The organism is Pseudoalteromonas neustonica, assembly GCF_001653135.1.
Lineage (GTDB): Bacteria > Pseudomonadota > Gammaproteobacteria > Enterobacterales > Alteromonadaceae > Pseudoalteromonas > Pseudoalteromonas neustonica.
Map to the genome: position 1 here is coordinate 46,453 of NZ_BDDS01000007.1, position 19,701 is coordinate 66,153.

General features: G+C 39.7%; 20 protein-coding genes. 14 read left to right on the forward strand and 6 right to left on the reverse strand.

The annotated features are described in order from the left end of the window. The first annotated feature begins 207 nt into the window (after positions 1–207). From acnB to A7967_RS11865, 3 genes are all read left to right on the forward strand, one after another. Positions 208–2,805: a bifunctional aconitate hydratase 2/2-methylisocitrate dehydratase gene (acnB, locus tag A7967_RS11855; RefSeq protein WP_054204562.1), complete on the forward strand. Its 2,598-nt coding sequence runs from the start codon at positions 208–210 to the stop codon at positions 2,803–2,805. A gap of 250 nt (positions 2,806–3,055) precedes the next feature. Further along, complete coding sequence (locus A7967_RS11860) at positions 3,056–3,688, forward strand: 2OG-Fe dioxygenase family protein (protein WP_064435717.1); 633 nt, start codon at positions 3,056–3,058, stop codon at positions 3,686–3,688. Between the two features lie 9 nt (positions 3,689–3,697). Continuing rightward, positions 3,698–4,930, forward strand: a complete 1,233-nt coding sequence (locus A7967_RS11865) for a cysteine desulfurase-like protein (RefSeq protein ID WP_064435718.1) — start codon at positions 3,698–3,700, stop codon at positions 4,928–4,930. A gap of 179 nt (positions 4,931–5,109) precedes the next feature. Here the strand turns inward: A7967_RS11865 and A7967_RS11870 are convergent, their stop codons facing one another. Then, positions 5,110–5,814 carry a 2OG-Fe(II) oxygenase gene (locus A7967_RS11870; RefSeq protein WP_054204550.1) on the reverse strand — a complete coding sequence of 235 codons (705 nt, stop codon included), beginning with the start codon at positions 5,812–5,814 and terminating at the stop codon, positions 5,110–5,112. A 33-nt stretch (positions 5,815–5,847) separates the two neighbouring features. On the opposite strand from A7967_RS11870, the gene A7967_RS11875 reads away from it, so the two are divergent. Next, entirely contained in the window at positions 5,848–6,243 is a 396-nt protein-coding gene (locus A7967_RS11875) for an acyl-CoA thioesterase (protein ID WP_054204549.1), read from the forward strand. 41 nt (positions 6,244–6,284) lie between these two features. Here A7967_RS11875 and A7967_RS11880 read toward each other — a convergent pair whose 3' ends face one another. From A7967_RS11880 to A7967_RS11890, 3 genes are read right to left on the reverse strand one after another with little or no spacing between them, the layout of a single operon-like run. Continuing rightward, positions 6,285–6,473 (reverse strand): hypothetical protein, encoded by a 189-nt coding sequence (locus A7967_RS11880; protein WP_054204548.1) that lies wholly within the window; start codon positions 6,471–6,473, stop codon positions 6,285–6,287. After that, positions 6,473–7,369 (reverse strand): TraB/GumN family protein, encoded by an 897-nt coding sequence (locus A7967_RS11885; RefSeq protein ID WP_054204547.1) that lies wholly within the window; start codon positions 7,367–7,369, stop codon positions 6,473–6,475. Before A7967_RS11885 ends, A7967_RS11880 begins: the two co-directional genes overlap by 1 nt. A gap of 36 nt (positions 7,370–7,405) precedes the next feature. Next, positions 7,406–7,702, reverse strand: coding sequence for a hypothetical protein (locus A7967_RS11890; RefSeq protein ID WP_054204546.1), 297 nt, complete (start codon positions 7,700–7,702; stop codon positions 7,406–7,408). Positions 7,703–8,116: 414 nt separating this feature from the next. On the opposite strand from A7967_RS11890, the gene A7967_RS11895 reads away from it, so the two are divergent. The 9 genes from A7967_RS11895 (at position 8,117) to A7967_RS11935 (ending at position 17,519) form a co-directional block, all read left to right on the forward strand. Then, entirely contained in the window at positions 8,117–8,698 is a 582-nt protein-coding gene (locus A7967_RS11895) for an anthranilate synthase component II (RefSeq protein WP_054204545.1), read from the forward strand. A 42-nt stretch (positions 8,699–8,740) separates the two neighbouring features. After that, positions 8,741–9,901, forward strand: a complete 1,161-nt coding sequence (locus A7967_RS11900) for an HDOD domain-containing protein (protein ID WP_054204544.1) — start codon at positions 8,741–8,743, stop codon at positions 9,899–9,901. A gap of 379 nt (positions 9,902–10,280) precedes the next feature. Beyond that, entirely contained in the window at positions 10,281–11,486 is a 1,206-nt protein-coding gene (locus tag A7967_RS11905) for an aspartate aminotransferase family protein (protein ID WP_054204543.1), read from the forward strand. 86 nt (positions 11,487–11,572) lie between these two features. Further along, positions 11,573–12,589, forward strand: a complete 1,017-nt coding sequence (gene astA, locus A7967_RS11910) for an arginine N-succinyltransferase (RefSeq protein ID WP_054204542.1) — start codon at positions 11,573–11,575, stop codon at positions 12,587–12,589. Positions 12,590–12,604: 15 nt separating this feature from the next. Further along, positions 12,605–14,074 carry a succinylglutamate-semialdehyde dehydrogenase gene (astD, locus tag A7967_RS11915; RefSeq protein ID WP_054204541.1) on the forward strand — a complete coding sequence of 490 codons (1,470 nt, stop codon included), beginning with the start codon at positions 12,605–12,607 and terminating at the stop codon, positions 14,072–14,074. A gap of 142 nt (positions 14,075–14,216) precedes the next feature. Beyond that, on the forward strand, positions 14,217–14,564 hold the full coding sequence (locus A7967_RS11920) for a DUF3802 family protein (protein ID WP_054204540.1): 348 nt from the start codon (positions 14,217–14,219) through the stop codon (positions 14,562–14,564). A gap of 82 nt (positions 14,565–14,646) precedes the next feature. After that, positions 14,647–15,060 (forward strand): OsmC family protein, encoded by a 414-nt coding sequence (locus tag A7967_RS11925; RefSeq protein ID WP_054204539.1) that lies wholly within the window; start codon positions 14,647–14,649, stop codon positions 15,058–15,060. An 87-nt stretch (positions 15,061–15,147) separates the two neighbouring features. Continuing rightward, a complete protein-coding gene (gene speD, locus A7967_RS11930) occupies positions 15,148–15,960 on the forward strand; it encodes an adenosylmethionine decarboxylase (protein ID WP_054204538.1) in 813 nt (270 codons plus the stop codon). Positions 15,961–16,223: 263 nt separating this feature from the next. After that, complete coding sequence (locus tag A7967_RS11935) at positions 16,224–17,519, forward strand: FAD-dependent oxidoreductase (RefSeq protein ID WP_054204537.1); 1,296 nt, start codon at positions 16,224–16,226, stop codon at positions 17,517–17,519. Between the two features lie 4 nt (positions 17,520–17,523). Here A7967_RS11935 and A7967_RS23365 read toward each other — a convergent pair whose 3' ends face one another. Further along, positions 17,524–18,345 carry a DUF7674 family protein gene (locus A7967_RS23365; RefSeq protein ID WP_064435719.1) on the reverse strand — a complete coding sequence of 274 codons (822 nt, stop codon included), beginning with the start codon at positions 18,343–18,345 and terminating at the stop codon, positions 17,524–17,526. Positions 18,346–18,790: 445 nt separating this feature from the next. On the opposite strand from A7967_RS23365, the gene A7967_RS11945 reads away from it, so the two are divergent. Further along, positions 18,791–19,213, forward strand: coding sequence for a hypothetical protein (locus A7967_RS11945; RefSeq protein ID WP_054204536.1), 423 nt, complete (start codon positions 18,791–18,793; stop codon positions 19,211–19,213). Between the two features lie 34 nt (positions 19,214–19,247). Here the strand turns inward: A7967_RS11945 and A7967_RS11950 are convergent, their stop codons facing one another. Then, on the reverse strand, positions 19,248–19,649 hold the full coding sequence (locus A7967_RS11950; protein ID WP_054204535.1) for a VOC family protein: 402 nt from the start codon (positions 19,647–19,649) through the stop codon (positions 19,248–19,250). Between the last annotated feature and the right edge of the window lie 52 nt (positions 19,650–19,701).

Here is a 19,701-nt window from a genome sequence, read left to right on the forward strand (position 1 = left end):
ATTCGCAATTGGTATTCATGTGAATAGTGACTTCTTTAAGTTGTATTTATTTTATTTATAGTGGGTATTGCGGTTAGCTTTACTGTATGGGCTTTAATCTATACTTAAAAGCTCTATAATTAATTGTCAAAATTCTATAAGTATTTGGTAAGTTTCGTGAAAGCGCGCACTGCTGGCTACTTTAACGTCACCAAGAGGGCAAATATTGTGCTACAAGATTATCGTACACACGTCGAAGAGCGTGCTGCGTTAGGTATCGTACCAGCGCCATTAGATGCTCAGCAAACGGCTGATCTTATCGAATTAGTAAAAACTCCACCTGCAGGTGAGGAAGAGTTTATTCTAAATTTATTAGTAAATCGTGTGCCACCTGGAGTGGATGATGCTGCTTACATTAAGGCTGGTTTTTTAGCGGCGGTTGCTAAAGAGGAAGCCATTTCACCACTCATATCAAAAGAAAAAGCAGCTGAATTATTAGGCACCATGCTAGGTGGCTATAATATTGCGCCAATGATTGACCTACTTGATGACGAAACATTAGCGCCAATTGTAGCTAAGGGCCTTGCAAACACATTATTAATGTTTGATGCATTCTATGATGTTGAAGAAAAATCAAAAGCGGGTAATGTTTTTGCTAAGCAAATCATCGAATCTTGGGCAAATGCACAGTGGTTTATGACTAAGCCAGCGGTTGCTGAAAAAATTTCAGTGACTGTATTTAAAGTAACGGGTGAAACAAATACTGATGATTTGTCGCCAGCACCAGATGCATGGTCTCGTCCTGATATCCCATTGCATGCTTTAGCAATGTTAAAAATTGAACGTGATGGGATCACACCCGATAAAGGCGGCGAAGTTGGCCCCATTACACAACTTGAAGAATTAAAAGCAAAAGGTTTGCCACTTGCATATGTAGGTGATGTTGTAGGTACGGGCTCTTCACGTAAATCTGCGACTAACTCTGTGCTTTGGTTTATGGGCAATGATATTCCGTTTGTACCTAACAAGCGTGTTGGTGGTGTATGTTTAGGTAATAAAATTGCGCCAATCTTTTTCAACACAATGGAAGACTCAGGCGCATTACCAATCGAGTTAAATGTTGATGAACTCAATATGGGCGAGCAAATCGACATCTATCCATACGAAGGTGTTGTTAAGCGCCACGGTACTGATGAAGTTATCTCTACTTTTGAACTTAAATCTGAGGTGATTTTAGATGAAGTGCGTGCAGGTGGTCGTATTCCGCTGATTATTGGTCGCGGTTTAACTGATAAAGCGCGTGCATCACTTGGTTTAGGTGCAACAGATGTGTTTAAAGTACCTGCGGTTACGGAAGCATCTGACAAAGGCTTTACCTTGGCTCAAAAAATGGTTGGTAAAGCATGCAACGTTGTAGGTATTCGCCCAGGTCAATACTGTGAGCCTAAAATGACCACTGTGGGTTCGCAAGATACAACAGGCCCAATGACGCGTGATGAACTTAAGGATTTAGCCTGTTTAGGTTTCTCAGCAGATTTAACAATGCAGTCTTTCTGCCATACATCGGCTTACCCTAAACCTATTGATGTAAACACACATCACACGCTCCCTGATTTTATCATGAACCGTGGAGGCGTTTCTCTTCGCCCTGGTGATGGTGTAATTCACTCATGGTTAAACCGTATGCTATTACCAGATACCGTAGGCACGGGCGGAGATTCACATACACGTTTCCCATTAGGTATTTCATTCCCCGCAGGTTCAGGAGCCGTTGCATTTGCAGCTGCGACCGGTGTAATGCCACTTGATATGCCAGAGTCTATTTTGGTTCGTTTTAAAGGTGAAATACAACCAGGTATCACGTTACGTGACCTTGTACATGCAATCCCTTACTACGGTATTAAAGAAGGCCTATTAACCGTTGAGAAAAAAGGTAAGATCAACGAGTTTTCTGGTCGCGTACTAGAAATTGAAGGCGTTGAGCACTTAACTGTTGAGCAAGCGTTTGAATTATCTGATGCGTCGGCAGAGCGTTCAGCTGCGGGTTGTGCGGTTAAACTTTCTAAAGAGTCTATCGCTGAATATCTTGAATCTAACATTGTAATGCTTAAGTGGATGATCTCTGAAGGCTACGGCGATGTGCGTACTATTGAGCGTCGAATTACAGCAATGCAAGACTGGTTAGCAAATCCTGAACTAATGGAAGCTGACGCAGACGCAGAGTATAAACACGTACTTGAAATTGATTTAACTGACATTAAAGAACCCATACTTTGTGCGCCAAATGATCCTGATGATGCACGTTTATTATCAGATGTTACGGGTGAGAAAATCGACGAAGTATTTATTGGTTCATGTATGACTAATATTGGTCACTTTCGTGCAGCGGGTAAACTACTCGATGGCTTTGAAGGTCGCATTCCCACGCAGCTGTGGGTTGCTCCGCCAACTAAGATGGATAAAGACCAACTCACAGAGGAAGGCTACTACGGTATTTTTGGTCGTGTTGGTGCACGAATCGAAACCCCTGGGTGTTCATTATGTATGGGGAATCAAGCACGTGTAGCAGATAAAGCCACAGTGGTTTCTACCTCTACCCGTAACTTCCCAAATCGTTTAGGTAATGGCGCAAATGTATTCTTGGCATCAGCTGAGCTTGCAGCAGTAGCAGCTATTTTAGGTAAGCTACCAACGGCTGATGAATATCAAGAATATGCAGCGAAAATCAATGCAACAGCAGCAGATACATACCGTTATTTAAATTTCCATCGCATGCCTGCTTATACTAAAAAAGCAGACCAAGTGATCATTCAGCAAGCAGTTTAAATATTACTTAATCGTTAGATAAAAGCCTGCACTGCAGGCTTTTTTATTTCTTATATCTAACTATTGCAGCTACCAATTCAGGAGAGTCTAATTTGTTTGGTTATTTAATTTGATTTTTAGTTATTTAGAGCAATATTAATGTTAACTATTTTTTCTTTGTGTCGATATAAAATCAATTATCTACTGAGTTTGCATTAAAATCCTCGCATTATTCTATGGGTTAATCCTCTTATTTTTAGGCGAGATCTTTATGACAGCATTAAGCAACCAAAACCTCCTACAACTTCGTTTTGTAAACCAAGCTCATATCGAGGCGGTAAAGCCATCATTTGCTAATCTCCCAGCTAATCCTTATGCCGATGGTGCGTTTCGTAAACGCCGTTATTCAGTGATTAAAGTCCAAAATGATGAACTAGTATTACAAGCTGCAAAAGCATTTGTACAAGATGATTCAATTAATACTTTTCAAGGTAATGTAGAGCGCACTTATGAAAATCTAGAGCCGAGCTTATTAGCAAGCAATGGTATGAAAAGCATCGTGAATGAGTTTCGTGCTATTACAGGTATAAGCGAAGAACGTGATATTGAAATTCATCAATTTCGCATGCTTGCAATTGAAAGCAACACACCGCCAGCGCCCGAAGGTATTCATCAAGATGGTTTTGACCATGTGTGTATTTGTGGTGTCTCACATGAGAATTTAGAAGGTGGCGAGCTACTTGTGTATGAAAACAAACAAGCTGAGCCGTGTTTCAAAATGGAAATTAAAGACGGTATGTTTGCGCTTATTAATGACCGTGAAGTGTGGCACAACGCGACTCCAATGAATAAAATTGATGCGAGTAAAGCAGGCTACCTTGATTGTTTTGTGTTGACGGCTTAAGGAATAACGATGAATTTAACTAAACTACGACGTCAATTTCCAGCATTAATGCAGCAAGTAGCAGGAAAGTCGCCCATATTTTTAGATGGCCCTGGTGGCTCGCAAGTCCCGCAATCAGTATTAAGCGCCATGTCGGCTTATTTAGGTTATTACAACTCTAATTTAGGTGGTGCTTTTTTCTCAAGCGATAAAACCGTTGAACTAATGACTAATGCTCGTCAAGCGGCTGCTGATTTACTCAATGCGCCATCGAGCGATCAAATCGTATTTGGCGCAAATATGACGAGTCTAACGTTTAGTTTTAGCCGCGCGATTTCACGGGACTGGCAAGCAAGTGATGAGATCATTGTTACTAATGCAGATCACTTCTCAAATGTATCATCATGGCAGCAAGCAGCAGAAGATAAAGGCGTTAAAGTTAATACCGCCCTTATTAGCGAAGCTGATTGCAGTTTAGATTTAGCGCATTTTGAAAGCTTACTAAACAACAATACTAAGTTAGTTGCTGTGACCTATGCATCAAATACAACCGGCTCTATTAACGATATTAAGCGCATTGTTGAGCTTGCACACGCTGTAGGTGCATTGGTGTATGTAGATGCCGTGCATTATGCGCCGCATGAACTGATTGATGTTCAAGCCTTAGATTGTGATTTTTTAGCCTGTTCAGCTTATAAGTTTTTTGGCCCACACTTAGGTATGGTTTACGGTAAGCGCGAACACTTAGAAGGGTTTACGCCTTATAAAGTAGAGCCAGCAAAAGACGTGATCCCAGGTCGCTGGGAAACGGGCACGCAAAATTTTGAAGCACTCGCAGGTTTGATTGCTGCAGTGGATTACATTGCTGCAATAAGTGAATTAGATGACAGCCACCCACGCCGTGAAAAATTGGCCGTGGCATTTACTAAAACAAAACAGCACGAAATGGCATTAAGTGAGTACTTCCTAACCCGCTTAGTTAATTACCCTAATATTAAGCTGTTTGGAATTGATGATTTAGATCGCTTAGCTGAGCGCACTCCCACTTTTGCTTTAACCTTTGAAGGACTCGCACCACGTGAAGTGTCCGAATTTTTAGGTAAGCAGCATATTTGTGTATGGGATGGTAATTTCTATGCACAAGGCTTATGTAAGCAGTTAGGTGTATTAGATTCCGGTGGTGTTGTGCGCATCGGTTGTATGCATTACAACACCATCGAAGAGCTAGATAAGTTGTTTGATTTGTTTGATCAATTACTTTAGAGCTATAAGTCATAAGCTGTAAGCTATAAGCTATAAGCTATAAGCTATAAGCTATAAGCTATAAGTTTTAAGCTGCCCGAGTCCTGTTTAAGTGTTGGCATAATAATTGGCAACACTCAAACTTTTTGGCTTACCGCTTACCGCTTACCGCTTACCGCTTACCGCTTACCGCTTACTGCTTACGATTGTGGTTGCCCATATATTTGCTCGGCGCGGTTAAACAACACCCACGATGTGAGAATATATTTATCATTTGAAATGGGTTTATTCCCTCTATGTGTATGGGTAAAGTAACCAGGAGCAATCACCATGGTACCTTGTTTTGGTGATATTTTACGTTCTTGATAGTAAAACTCAGTTTCACCACCTTCTTGCACGTCATTTAAATAAAACATAAATAACAGTACGCGATGCAAAGCCTCATTATGGCCAGTCTGAGGGTATACTTCACTGTGCCAATATGGGTAGCCACCTTTATTGATTTGATATTTTTGTGCTTGGATATTACCTAAGCGAAAAATTTGCTGGACAAGTAGTGGTAGCTGAGGTTTTCCCACTTCTTCAAAGTTCGCTTGCGTCAAGTCAGTGGGTACGCCAGTTTTTGGATGATACACTTTTAAACCAAATGCACCTATCATCATAAAAATATGTTCTTCAAGGTATTTAAATACGTAACCGGCCGTTGTTTGTTGAATGTGTTTTAGTTGTTCTGTGTATTCAGGGTGGTTACTGAGGTGTAAATCATGGCTGTCTTTTTTATTTAAATCGATACCGCCCGATGTCATCCCTTGCTTAAGATGCGGGCTTTGTTCAAACTCAGCAATAAAGTTATTGCAAAAATCTTTGCTCAGGGCGTTATCGTAAACGCGAATAAAGTCCGTCATGGGCTGCCTTTATATAATTATTATTGGATTATTATGTTTATTGAAAAAATTATGCCGCGCTTTAGTGAAACAGATGTGCTCGGACACATTAACAATACCGTACTCCCCGTATGGTTTGAAGCCACGCGGGCACCTATTTTTAGATTTTTTACGCCAGATCTCAATCCACATGATTGGAAATTGATCATAGCTAAAGTAGAGGTGAGTTTTTTGGGGGAATTATTTTATGGTCATGAGGTTGAAGTAAAATCAACCGTTGAACATATTGGTTCAAGCTCATTTGTTATTCGTCAAGAGGCATATCAGCAAGGTAAATGCTGTGCAGTAGGGAAAACAGTCATGGTGCGATATGATTTTATAAATAAAAGTTCTACCCCATTATCGCAAAATGAAAAAGCAGCGTTAACGGATCATTTAGTCGATAAGTAATACGCTGAAGTGGTTGTGCTTCAGCGTATTGGTTGGTTGCGTCATTGTAAGAAAATATCACTGCCAATAAGGCATTGTTGGGCGGCGGGCAGTCTGGTTAATACTTCACTACTTGCATTAACAGTCGTTGCGTCCACAGTGGCTGCTTGGCTAGGTAGTACAATGCTTGCCAGCATTAAAGTTGCAAAAATTGTGAGCATAGAAATTGCCTGTTTATCTGTTCTATTCATTATTGTTGACCTGCGATATCTAGCTGAGTAATTGTGTAGCCTTGCTCTGTTAATAGCGATAGTAAGTTATGCTCACCAACCAAGTGCGCTGCTCCTACAAGGACGAGCTCTTGTTGCTCATTACCAAACATGGCTTCTACTTTAGGTAACCAATTGTAATTGCGATCTTTTAAAAGCTTTTTGAATGTATCAGGATCATCTTTGAGTAAAGGTAATACCACTAATTCATTGAGCAACTCAGTATCGCCGCTGCGCCACGCTTTCATCATGCTATTAAATAAAGTGCTGTAATCATTGAGTTGGTCTAAGTTAGATTGAATGAATTTATTCTCGTTGTTTTCACCCATTTCTTTAAATAACCGCAGCTGGAATGCAATATCTTCTAAATACTGCTGTGGTTTATTATCAGCACTAGCCCGTTTTGCAAAATACGCATCGACACCTTCACCAATTAAACTTTGCTTTTGTAGCTCCATTGACATTAAAACAACACTGACCATAAATGGTCTAAAGCTATTAAGCTCATTCAAACTAGTACCAAATTGTGCCAGTTTAGCTTCAAGTTGCTTCTTTACTTGTGGCGTTAGCTTTTCACTGAGCGTTTCATCATTTTTATATGACAATGTTTGTATCATATTCATTTGTGCTTGAGCATCCGTTGGATCAGGCATTTTAGCTTCTAAAATAACGGTATCGCTTTGCTGATAAGCAAATTCAAACTCAGCAGGCAGTGGCATTTGGCTGCTAGGTAAAATATGTAAAGTGCCGCCGATATACACTGTATCTTCACCTTTCTTAACTTGCCAAACAGAAGTTTGGGCGGCGGCACTTAAAGTTAGCAAAGAGCAGCCTACAAGTAGGCTTTTATTTAATAAATTTTTGCGAAAATTGAACATCCCTCATTCCTTATTATTTGGTGATTAAAAACGATATTAATTAAACAAGCTTGCTAATTTTTCTGCAATTGTTTGGTTTATTTTTTGAATTGAACTATCAATCTTTTTGTTGATTGCAGCATCAATTTGATTTAATTGGTTTTCAATTGAAGCGTTAAAGTCACTCGTGAAATCATATTCAACTGTTGTTACTTCCTTTACTTGTACTGAGGCTGTTACAGGAGTAATAGTGTGTGTTTCAATGTCATTCTCTGCTGCGTGTACACTAAATAAAGTTGCTGCAAGCGTACTTGCTAAAACGGTTTTTGTTGCGATTTTAGTAAATGATTTCATGATTTATTCCTTTATTATTTAGTCTGTATTACTACCAATATGTGATGTGGTAAGTAATGTTAAGTTAAAAAATGTTATCGCTAAGCGGTAGCGATGAGTGAATATTAAGGGGTGATAGGGAATAAGTCGCTTATCTAGATGTGAGCAATTTAATTATAAGGTTTTAGATTTTAAATTGATTTATAATCAATGGTTTATCGTTAAAGGTTATGATGCAAGATAAGGTTTTATTGTGTGTTTTTATCAAGGTTAGTATCGGTAAAAGGATAATATGAACAAAATGAAAAGTTAATTTTTCATCTGCATGATGTTTTCAATCGACAATTAACTGAAAGTTCTTTTTGATTGAGTTAGAATGCGGGCGAATTATCATATTGCTTTTTAGCTACTAAATACAAATGAGTTACTAACCAGATGTTGTTAATGATCGATAACTACGATTCGTTTACCTATAACCTAGTGCAATACTTTCAGCGTTTAGATCAGGATGTGTTAGTAAAGCGTAATGATGAAATCACCGTAAGCCAAATTGCACAGTTGAACCCTCAACATATAGTGTTATCTCCTGGGCCATGTACACCAGATCAGGCTGGTATCTCATTAGATGTTGTTGACAAATTGAAAGGTGATTTTCCTATATTAGGAATATGTTTAGGCCATCAAACAATTGCACAAGCATTGGGTGCTAAAGTGGTAAAAGCAAAGCAAGTGATGCATGGTAAAACTTCTGCTATTTGCCATACAGGAGAAGGCGTGTTTAAAGGATTGGCTAATCCACTAACGGTGTGTCGTTATCATTCGTTAGTTGTCGAAAAAAACAGTGTGCCTGCTGAGCTATCGATCACTGCATGGAGTCAGACCAGCGATGGTCAGTTTGATGAGATTATGGGCTTAGTGCATAAAAGCTTAGCGTTAGAAGGGGTACAGTTCCACCCTGAAGCAATATTAACGGAGCAGGGGCTTGAATTACTTGCCAACTTTATAACTCGGTTCTAGGCTTAAACTGGTTTGATTTTACTTAAAGAAAGATATTAATGAATGACTGATGAAATGCGCGAACACAGAACGGCAAAAGTACTTGAACAGCGAGCTCATGATCTGCTGCTTGGTCACAGTTTTGCGCAACGTCAAATCGGCTATATTCATACTTTAGAAATTGATTATGGCGCGCCAATGAAGCAGCGCACTTTACTTGAAGTTGAAATGGCTGCGCAAAAAAAGCGACAAAAATCCAGTACGGCTCATCATAAGTATCGCGCTCAAGCAAGCCAGCAATTACATCAAGTGATCGAAACCGCCATGAATAAACAATTGGCAGATATAGACACGGTATTGCATGAAACAATAGGTATAGAGGATAACGTTCCTGCAATTTTAGAAGTTTTAGCCGTTAAATCTGCGTCGGTAGGGCGTTTAGAGCCCCTAGTAAATGATTTAAGTTGGTTAGGTCGAGAACTGGTCTCTTTTGTGAATCTGCCTTATTACCGTAAGCAGCGTAATAAGCACACATCAGTAAAAGTTGATAACCCATCTTTGGCGCTGCGTTATATTGGCTTAGATAACTTGCAGTTTGTAGTCCCCACCTTTGCGGTACGCCACTGGATGCCACACAGTACAGAACCTTTCCCATTATTAAAGCGTCGCTTACGTGATAACTCGATGGCCTGCGCTATTGCTGCACAAGAGTTGGCTAAGGTAAATGGTATGAATGAAATGCATGCTTTCACGCTGGGGATGCTATTAGATGTGGGTAAAATTGCTTTAGTTAGGCTTTACTTACGAACTTTTGAACTTGTTTGGCAGCGTAAAGTGTCTATCGCGCGCGAAGAGCAACATAAAGACTTACATACGGCTTTACTGGAACTTAAACCAGATCCGTTGTTTTTAAGCACGCTACTCAGCCAGCATGCATTAAAAGTAACTGCAAAAGTGATTGAGAAAATGTCGTTTCGTTATTTGCCTTTTAATACAGTAATGGAGCAACTAACGGCACCGCTTCCTAAAGGCGAATCTTTATTGCCATTAACGGTATTAATGCAGAAGGCTCGCTGCTATTCACAATATATCACTCTGGAAGAGCATCAACTGATCGAAGCTGATGAAAAAACTGTTTGGCTAAAACACCTCAACTTTACGCAATCTGAGCTAAATCTACTCGAAAAAACTAATTTTCAACACTTTCATATTAAAATTGACTAGTTTTATAAAATAATTGTTAATTTTTTTTGCGACTATTCATTCATCATTAAGCTCACCAGTAGCGCTGTATTTTAGTTCAATAGCTCTGCTGGGCATGTTATAGGCTGCAATTTAGAACAAATTTACTGTGATTTTCTTTTTCAAATAGTTATTCACTATCTCTGAAATAATATCTCAAACCCTTTATTTACAAGGGCTGTATGAAAGTATTCTAAGAGACAGATGACTAAAATTCTGAAATAATGCGTGTCTGAAAATTGAACCAGAGAGTATTTTTTGGCAATTTAAGCTATGCTCATCTACGCCAAAGAGAATGGTATTTTATACCATCATTTCGATATTCACACTCTCTGTGTGCTCACAATTAAGAGGATATAAAATGACAGTTAATCGCGATTTATTTGATCAAGTAATGGTTCCTAACTACGCACCTTCAAGCATTATTCCAGTTCGTGGCGAAGGCTCACGCGTATGGGATCAGCAAGACCGTGAATATATCGATTTTGCCGGTGGTATCGCTGTTAATTGTCTAGGCCATTGTCATCCTGCATTAGTTAAAGCATTAAAAGAGCAGGGTGAGAAGATCTGGCATTTATCAAATGTTATGACGAATGAGCCAGCACTGCGCTTAGCTAAAAAGTTAGTAGATGCGACATTTGCTGAAAAAGTATATTTTGCCAACTCTGGTGCAGAAGCAAACGAAGCTGCCCTTAAACTTGCGCGTCGTTTAGCACTTGAAAACTTTGGTGCCGAAAAATCACAAATCATCGCATTTAACAAAGGCTTCCATGGCCGTACATTTTTTACCGTAACAGTAGGTGGTCAAGCTGCTTATTCTGACGGTTTTGGTCCAAAACCAGGCGATATCGTACATTGTGATTACAATGATTTAGCGGCATTTGAAGCGCTTATCTCAGATAAAACATGCGCAGTAATGATGGAACCTTTGCAAGGCGAAGGCGGCATTATTTCACCAACGGATGAATTTGCTAAAGGCGTTCGTGAGTTATGTACTAAGCACAATGCGTTGCTTATTTTTGATGAAGTACAAACCGGTGTTGGCCGTACTGGTGATTTATACGCATACCAAGGTTTGGATGTAACACCTGATATTTTAACAACAGCTAAAGCGCTTGGTGGCGGTTTTCCAATCGGCGCGATGATCACAACGACTGAAATTGCTAAGCATCTTAAAGTGGGAACTCATGGTTCTACTTATGGCGGCAACCCATTAGCGTGTGCCGTTGGTGAAGCAGCATTTGATACTGTTAACACATCAGAAGTACTTGCCGGCGTGAAAGCGAAAGAAGCGTTATTCCGTGAATTACTAACGGCAATCAACGATAAATACAACGTATTCTCTGAAATTCGTGGTAAAGGTTTGCTTATTGGTGCTGTTGTTAACGAACAATTTAAAGGTCGCGCTAAAGAATTTTTAGTCGCGGGCACAAGTGAAGGCGTAATGTCGTTAGTTGCGGGTGCTGATGTTGTACGTTTTACCCCATCATTAGTAATTCCTGAAGCGGATATTCGCGAAGGTATGGCACGCTTTGAAAAAGCAGTAGCTAAAGTTGTGAACGGTTAATCTAGCGTTCTCATTATTTAAGGGCAAGTAGCAAGCTTGCCCTGATCTTCTATTTTACCGTTATTTATAAGGGAGCAAGCGGACTCATGATGATTCTTCGCCCAATCCAGCAATGTGATTACCCAGCTTTATTGAAAATTGCCCATGAATCAGGGCATGGTTTTACCTCTTTGCCTAATAACGAAGCGTTATTACAAAAGAAAATTGACCATTCAGTAAGCTCATTTGCAAAAAGTGCATCTCAACCGGGTGACGAAGGTTACTTGTTTGTTCTTGAAGATAGCGAAACAGGTGAAGTGGTCGGTACCTCAGCCATTGAAGCCGCAGTTGGTTTAGATGATGCGTTTTATCATTACCATTTAAGCAAAGCAATTCATTCATCGCGTACGCTTAATGTGTATAAAGCGGTTGATATTTTAACGCTATGTAATGATTACACAGGCGCTACAGAGCTTTGCACTTTATTTTTAAAAGATGGCTACCGTAAAAACAACAACGGCAAGCTACTTTCAAAAGCCCGTTTTATGTTTATTAAACAGCATAGAGAGCGCTTTGCTGAAACCGTGATTGCAGAAATGCGCGGTGTATCAAATGAAAATGGCGACAGCCCTTTTTGGCAATGGTTAGAAGAGCATTTTTTCTCTATGGACTTCCCAACTGCCGATTATCTAACCGGTATAGGCCAAAAAGTATTTATTGCTGAGTTAATGCCAAAATACCCAATTTACGTCAATCTTTTAAGTAAAGATGCACAGGCGGTTATTGGTCAAGTACATGATAATACACGCCCCGCAATTTCATTACTTAAAAGTGAAGGCTTTACCTTTAACGGTTACGTTGACATCTTTGATGCAGGTCCGACCGTTGAAGCAAAAGTAGATAATATAGCGACAGTACGTAACGCCAAAAACTTTACCGTTAAAATTGGTGAAAATAGTGGCGAGACATCGGTAATGCTAGCAAACGAAAAACTCAATGATTTTAGAGCAACCGTAGCAGAGCTAACGTTTGATGCGAAAAACCCAGAGATTATCTTGTCACAAGAAATCGCTGACGCATTGCACCTTCAAGCTGGCGATACTGTCACAGCAACAAGTTTATAATTTAGGAGAAAGTATATGACTCATCCTGCACAATTTATTAATGGTCAATGGTCACAAGGCCAAGGCGAAGCATTTAGTTCAGTAAACCCAGCAAATAACACCGTTATTTGGCAAGCAAATTCAGCAACAGCTGAACAAGTTGATACAGCTGTTAATGCTGCACGCGACGCTTTTTACAGCTGGGCTGATAAGACATTCGCAGAGCGCTTAGCCATTGTAAAAACGTTTGCTGAAACACTTAAAGCACACAGTGAAGAATTAGCTGTCGCAATCGCACAAGAAACGGGTAAACCATTATGGGAAACTCGCACTGAAGCGGGTGCTATGGTTGGTAAAATTGCAATTTCTGAAAAAGCCCTTCTAGAACGCACTGGTGATGTTGAAAACCCAATGCCGCAAGGCCGTGCGATGATCCGTCATAAGCCACATGGCGTTGTTGCTGTATTTGGCCCGTATAACTTTCCAGGTCATTTGCCTAATGGTCACATTGTGCCTGCACTTTTAGCTGGTAATACAGTGGTATTTAAGCCATCAGAGCTAACGCCCGCTGTTGCAGAGCTAACACTTAAGCTTTGGGAAAAAGCAGGTTTACCAGCCGGTGTTATTAACCTTGTTCAAGGTGAAGTAGAAACAGGTAAAGCATTAGCCGCGCACAAAGGCATTGATGGCTTATTCTTTACAGGCTCATCACGCACGGGTCATATTTTACATGAGCAGTTTGCAGGTCAGCCAGGTAAGATCCTAGCATTAGAGATGGGGGGTAATAATCCGCTTATCATTACTGATGTTGCAGATACTAAAGCAGTGATCCACGATATTATTCAATCAGCATTTATTTCAAGTGGTCAACGTTGTACATGTGCACGTAAACTGTTTTTACCTGCAGGTGAGCAAGGCGATATAATTTTAGCCGGTTTAATTACTGCCACTAAAGCGATTAAAGTCGGTAACTACGATGACGCAGACCAGCCATTTATGGGGTCGATGATTTCATCAGTGGCAGCCGCAGGAATGGTTACAGCACAACAGCAGTTAGTTGAACTTGGTGCAAAGATATTAGTTGAGCTTACTCACACTGCCAACACGGGTTTTGTTACTCCAGGCATTATTGAATGTACTGATGTTGCTAACTTCCCAGATGAAGAGCATTTTGGGCCACTGTTAAAAGTATTCCGCTTTACTGACTTTGATCAAGCAATTGATAAAGCTAACGATACAAGCTTTGGTTTATCAGCAGGCTTACTGAGCGATAACGCTGTAGATTACGACCACTTTTTACGTCGTATTCGCGCGGGTATTGTTAACTGGAACCGCCCAATCACAGGTGCATCAAGTGCTGCACCGTTTGGTGGCATTGGCGCATCAGGTAATCACCGCGCAAGTGCATACTATGCGGCAGATTATTGTGCATACCCAGTTGCCTCCGTTGAGCTTGAAAAAGTAGCCATGCCAGCAACATTAAGCCCAGGTTTAAAAATTGACTAATTACTATTAATAAAAATAGCAATAAAGAATTGAAAAAGCAGCCTTGGCTGCTTTTTTTGTATTGCTTCTTGAGCAAAGGTAGCATTTAAATGCGCTTTCTGCTTAAATCAATAGAGTCGTATTTTATTAGGTGAAGAGAATTATGGTTTTAGATAGGCAAGGGTATGATGACCTCATCATGTATCTTACTCAAAACTTAGCTTTATTTGAGAAGCCTGGCGAGATAAAACCAGGTGCACCAACGATTATGGCGTTGATAGAGGATGACATCGCTGAAAATGTGATGCTGATATGCCAACAAAACAAAGCGCTTTCTACAGAGCAACGCAGCCAAATAGTACGTGAAGTCGATGGGATAGTTTACGACCTCCAAGAAGTGCTAAGTAGTGTTACGAGTAATCAAGTTACGATAGAGCAACATGCATTTATTGATGAGTTTGCAGCGTTGGTTAAAAACCTATTCGATAGCGCGGTTGCTGAAAAAATTTAACGACCTCAGATTATCGCTTTTAATTTGCAACTGCCTGTGACTTCCTTACAATCAAGAAAATAACTTCTTTGAGAGTAATAAAATGCAAGCGAATGTAAAATGGGTTGAAGGCGATACGTATCTTGGGCGCTCTAATTCTGGGCATAACGTTGTGTTTGACGCAGGCAGTGATAGCGCAGCACCAAGTCCTATGGAAATGGTGCTCATGTCAGTGGGTTGCTGTTCATCAGTAGATGTGGTCAGCATTTTAAAGAAAGCGAAACAAAACTTCTCAGATGTTCAAGTTAAATTGAGCGCAGAACGTGCTGAATCAGCTCCTCGAGTCTTTACTAAGATTAACTTACACTTTGTAGTAACAGGGGATAATGTCTCTGAGAAGCACCTTGCACGCGCAGTTACATTATCAGCTGAAAAGTATTGTTCAGTTGCATTAATGCTTGATAAAACAGTAGAAATTACCCACAGTCACGAAGTTGTGCAAGAACAGGCAAAATAAGGCTTTTTCCTGCGGTGAAATTCGTATAAAATCCGCGAACTTTCATTCTGCTGTGGCAGATTTCATTAGTTTATAGGTTGGTTTATTATGAACAAACCCTTCGATAAAATTAAACTACATGGCTTTAACAACTTAACCAAAAGTTTAAGCTTTAGTATTTACGATATTTGCTACGCAAAGACCGAGCAACAACGTAAAGAATATATTGAATATATCGACGAGCAGTACAACGCGGATCGACTAACCGATATTTTAGGTGAAGTGGTTGATATCATCGGCGCTAATATTTTAAATATCTCGCGTCAAGATTACGAGCCACAAGGTGCCAGTGTTACTATTTTGGTTTCAGAAGAACCAATTGAGCAGCAGCAGACATTTGACGTTGATGAAGCACCAGGGCCGTTACCTGATACCGTAGTTGCACATTTAGATAAAAGTCATATCTGTGTACATACTTACCCTGAAGCGCATCCTGATGATGGTATTTGTACTTTCCGCGCTGATATCGAAGTATCGACCTGTGGTATTATTTCGCCACTTAAAGCGTTGAACTTCCTGATCCACAGTTTGGATTCAGATGTGGTGACAATCGACTACCGCGTACGTGGTTTTACCCGCGACGTAGATGGCGTGAAGCATTATATTGATCATGCGATTAATTCAATTCAGAATTATATGACGGAAGATACCAAAGAAGCGTACCAAATGATGGACGTAAACGTGTATCAAGAAAACTTGTTCCATACAAAGATGATGCTTAAAGAAACAGATCTAAATACATATTTATTTGGTGTGTCTACTGATGACTTATCTGACGATGAAGAAGAAGAAATTCGTTCTAAGTTAACCCGTGAGATGCAAGAAATTTTCTACGGTCGTAACTTACCATATACAGAATAAGCTAACCCAGTTAGGTTGTTTTAAAGCGGCGTGCAATGTAAATTGCGCGCCGTTTTTGTTTGTGGCGCGTAATATGATACTAATCTACATTTTTTTGAAAGTGTTTTACTACCCAACATCTAGGTTTAGTCGTCGTATGGTTAGCTTGTTGTAATTATAATCAACTGTAATGCCCAATAATGCGGTGTAATATCACGTAATATCTTTTTGTAGTTCATTCCTTTATAACACCCCTAGAACTTAATAATAGTAATAGGTTAGACATGTCTACAGCAGTTCAATACGATTTAATCGTTATTGGAGGCGGCCCCGTTGGGTTATCGACCGCTTTTCATGCATCGCAACGAGGCCTTAAAACACTGGTAATCGAAAAACATGGCTATTTTAATGATTTAGGAAGCTCTGCCGGATACTCTAGGCAGTTTCGTTTGCAGTATGATCAACAGCATATGTCTGAGTTATGTTTAGCATCACAGCAGTATTGGCAGCAAATACAGGCATTGTCAGACGAGCCATTAATTGGCGATGAAGGAAGTTTATGGTTTGGTCAAAAAGGCGTTAAAGATGCGCGAGAAGGCGGTATCGACGAGGCTGAAAAAACCATGGATGCGTTAAATATTCCTTATGAGAGACTGGCAGATGCCACCGCAATACAAAGTAAGGCCTGCTTTGAAGGACTCCCTAAAGAGTATTATGGTTTTTTTCAATCAAATGGCGGCACCATTAATATAAAGCAAACAGAGAGAGCATTTTTTAATGCGGGGTTAAACTCTGGGTGTGTGACTTATCGCGAATGGGAAAATGTGCAAACGATTACCTCATTAGCAGATGATATTGTTGAAGTAACGACCCAGCATAGTGCTGCAGAAGGCATCACTACTACATGTTATACATGTAAAAAACTAGCGATTACTACGGGTGCATATATCAACGAAACCGTACGTAGTTTAGGGGTGTCAGTGCCTATTATTATTTGGCAAATGGCATCAGCGTATTTTAAGAAAGTTGACCCTGTAGCAACGACCCCATCTTGGTTTGTATTTCAACAAGCAGAGAATGAATCAGACCCACGAACCGCAACTAATTCTCTTTTGTGTGGTTTTCCTGAACTTGAATGGGCAAACCCAGGCTACATTCGTGTTGCGACTAATTTTCCAGACGATGCAATTATTTATGATCCAAATGATCGACAGTTAGCCCCAAGTAAGCAATCATTAGCGATTGCGTCCTCATGGGTTGAACAGTTTATGCCGGGCTTGGAGCCAACCCCGTATTTTACTACAACATGCTTAATAGCATTGTGTGATTCACCATTGAAAAAAGGGCAAAAAAAAGCAGAGTTTTTTCTTGATTACATGCCGGATTATATACCTAATAATAAAAATATAGTGACGTATACCGCAGGTTGGGCGGGTAAATTTATACCTATTTTAGGTGATATGATTTGCCAGATGCTAGAGAACGATGCGCTGACTGAGTTTAATTTTTCCGTTAGCTACAGTACTTTTAGCATCCCAAAAAATCATTTTGCTATAGCGTGGCAAACAGCTAACATTTGATCGGTTAAATAGGTGTTTGCTGGTGAAAATTTACGTAAAGAGTTTTGAGATCATTAGGTAATACTTGCCAATATGGCGCAGCATTAATAGGTGTTACCTGCCAAAAAAGATTCTCAATGATCCCAACATCAATATATTCGCGTATCTCTTTACCTGCAAATTGGAATTGACTGCTGAGATACTCAAATAGGCCAGTATATACGGCTGCATCGGATTTATTATACATCTCATTATTGACGACACTTGCAACGCATTCGAACCATGTGTAAATAAATTCAGGCTCTAACTCTCCCCATTGTTTAATGTAATGTTGATCTGTTTTAAGGGCTATGTCTGGAAACTTCTCTCTAAACTCATTGTAAAAAGACAGTACAATCATTTTGGTTTTATACTCTTTGTGGGTGGATTTGTATTGTTTAGCACCAATGAAAAAACACAGCCCTGTATAAAACCAGACTGAGCTTGCCACAATTTGCCAGGTATCAGCCCCTTGCTCTGTTATAAACATAGGTATCGCGATTAACCCTCGCACTATACCCACTGTAGCAATGACAAATAAAGCCACTGTCGTAAAAGGCAGTTTAGGTAGTATTTTTAAAGCAGACAAGGCAAATGCCGAACATGTAAACATCAACCCCGCAACAACAATCGCCCCCAATGGCGCAAGAAGTGTTCCTTGCTTTGATGACGCAATTAATTGCTCAGGCGCACGGGCAAAAGCAAACCAACTTGGCCCACCCCAAATGCACAATAAGTGCCATACAGCTGCCGCAAAGGCGATAACCGCAGCACTCATTAATAATCTTGATTCAATGCTACGTGACATATGCATCCTATACTTAAGAACAGGAACGGTAAAAAGTGAAGCCATAATATTTAAATAGGATCGGTAAGTATATATGCTAAATATTTTTTAATTCAAAGAGTCAGTACTTAATTATGGCGTTTGCTTTGACCTTTTAGTTAAGTGATAAGTGTTTTTTCTGGGGGGGCGTGTTTAATTGCCAAAGTTATAATGATAATAGGTTGTTAATTTTGTTTGTTTAATGTACCTTTATTTGAGTGTTTGTTTCTAAGAAAATAATCTAATTTTTAAAGTGGCGATTTATTTAGTTTAGTTTTTATATGTTTACAGCATTTAGAGTTTAATAGGGTCTAATTTACATTTTAAACAGCATTTTTTAAATTTGACCCTCGTTAGGCTTTTAACCGTTTATGTAGTTGAGGTTTTAAAAAGGAACGGTTTTATAATCATAAAAAGGATATTCTCAATGAAAAAAATATATTTGGCTTTACTCGGTGCTTCTATGTTTAGTGGTGTGGCAATGGCTGATACAGTATCTTGTTATGTTGATACTCAAGCCTATGATGAATATAGGGAAAATCAGTGTTTTGGTGGTGGACCTTTATCTAGCTATAGACAAGGTGCAATTGTATTTAAGGTCAATGCAAGCAAACCTATACAGAGTGTGACATGGAATATTGCATCGTACGGCGCAACCCCTCGACCTAATAGTTGTAATGGTAATGTTTGTATTGTTGATGTTGGCCGTGGAGAGCATGAAGTCGAAGGCTGTGTAGATAAAATTTACTATAAAGATTACACATGGGCAGATGTTAATTGGTGTGCAACTGCGACTGCAAATTATTGGGCGGGCGGTCATTCTCCTTTAGCTGAATCAGAAGGGCAATAAGCATTCAAGGCTGTATTTTTAATGCAGCCTTGTACTATTTATTCAACTGCAACAAATCCCATTTATTACCGTACAAATCTTCAAATACCACCACAGTACCGTAGGCTTCTTCGCGCGGCTGCTCGTTGAATCTAATGCCATTTTTTTGCATCGTTTTATAATCACGCCAAAAATCATTAGTGTGTAAAAATAAAAACACACGGCCACCCGTTTGGTTACCAATAGCTTCTAATTGCTCTGGTGTACTTGCTTTAGCGAGTAATAGGTTAGTGCCATTGGAGTTGGGTGGTGACACTAATACCCAACGCTTACCATTGCCAAGATCAGTATCTTCAACCAAATAAAAACTCAGTTTTTGTGTGTAAAATGCAATCGCGTCATCATAATTTTTTACAACTAAAGCCATACTACCAATGTGCTGTTTTATATTTGTCATCGCGTTACTTTGAAATAATAAAATGCTTAAAAGTGTTTTAACATATAAGGAG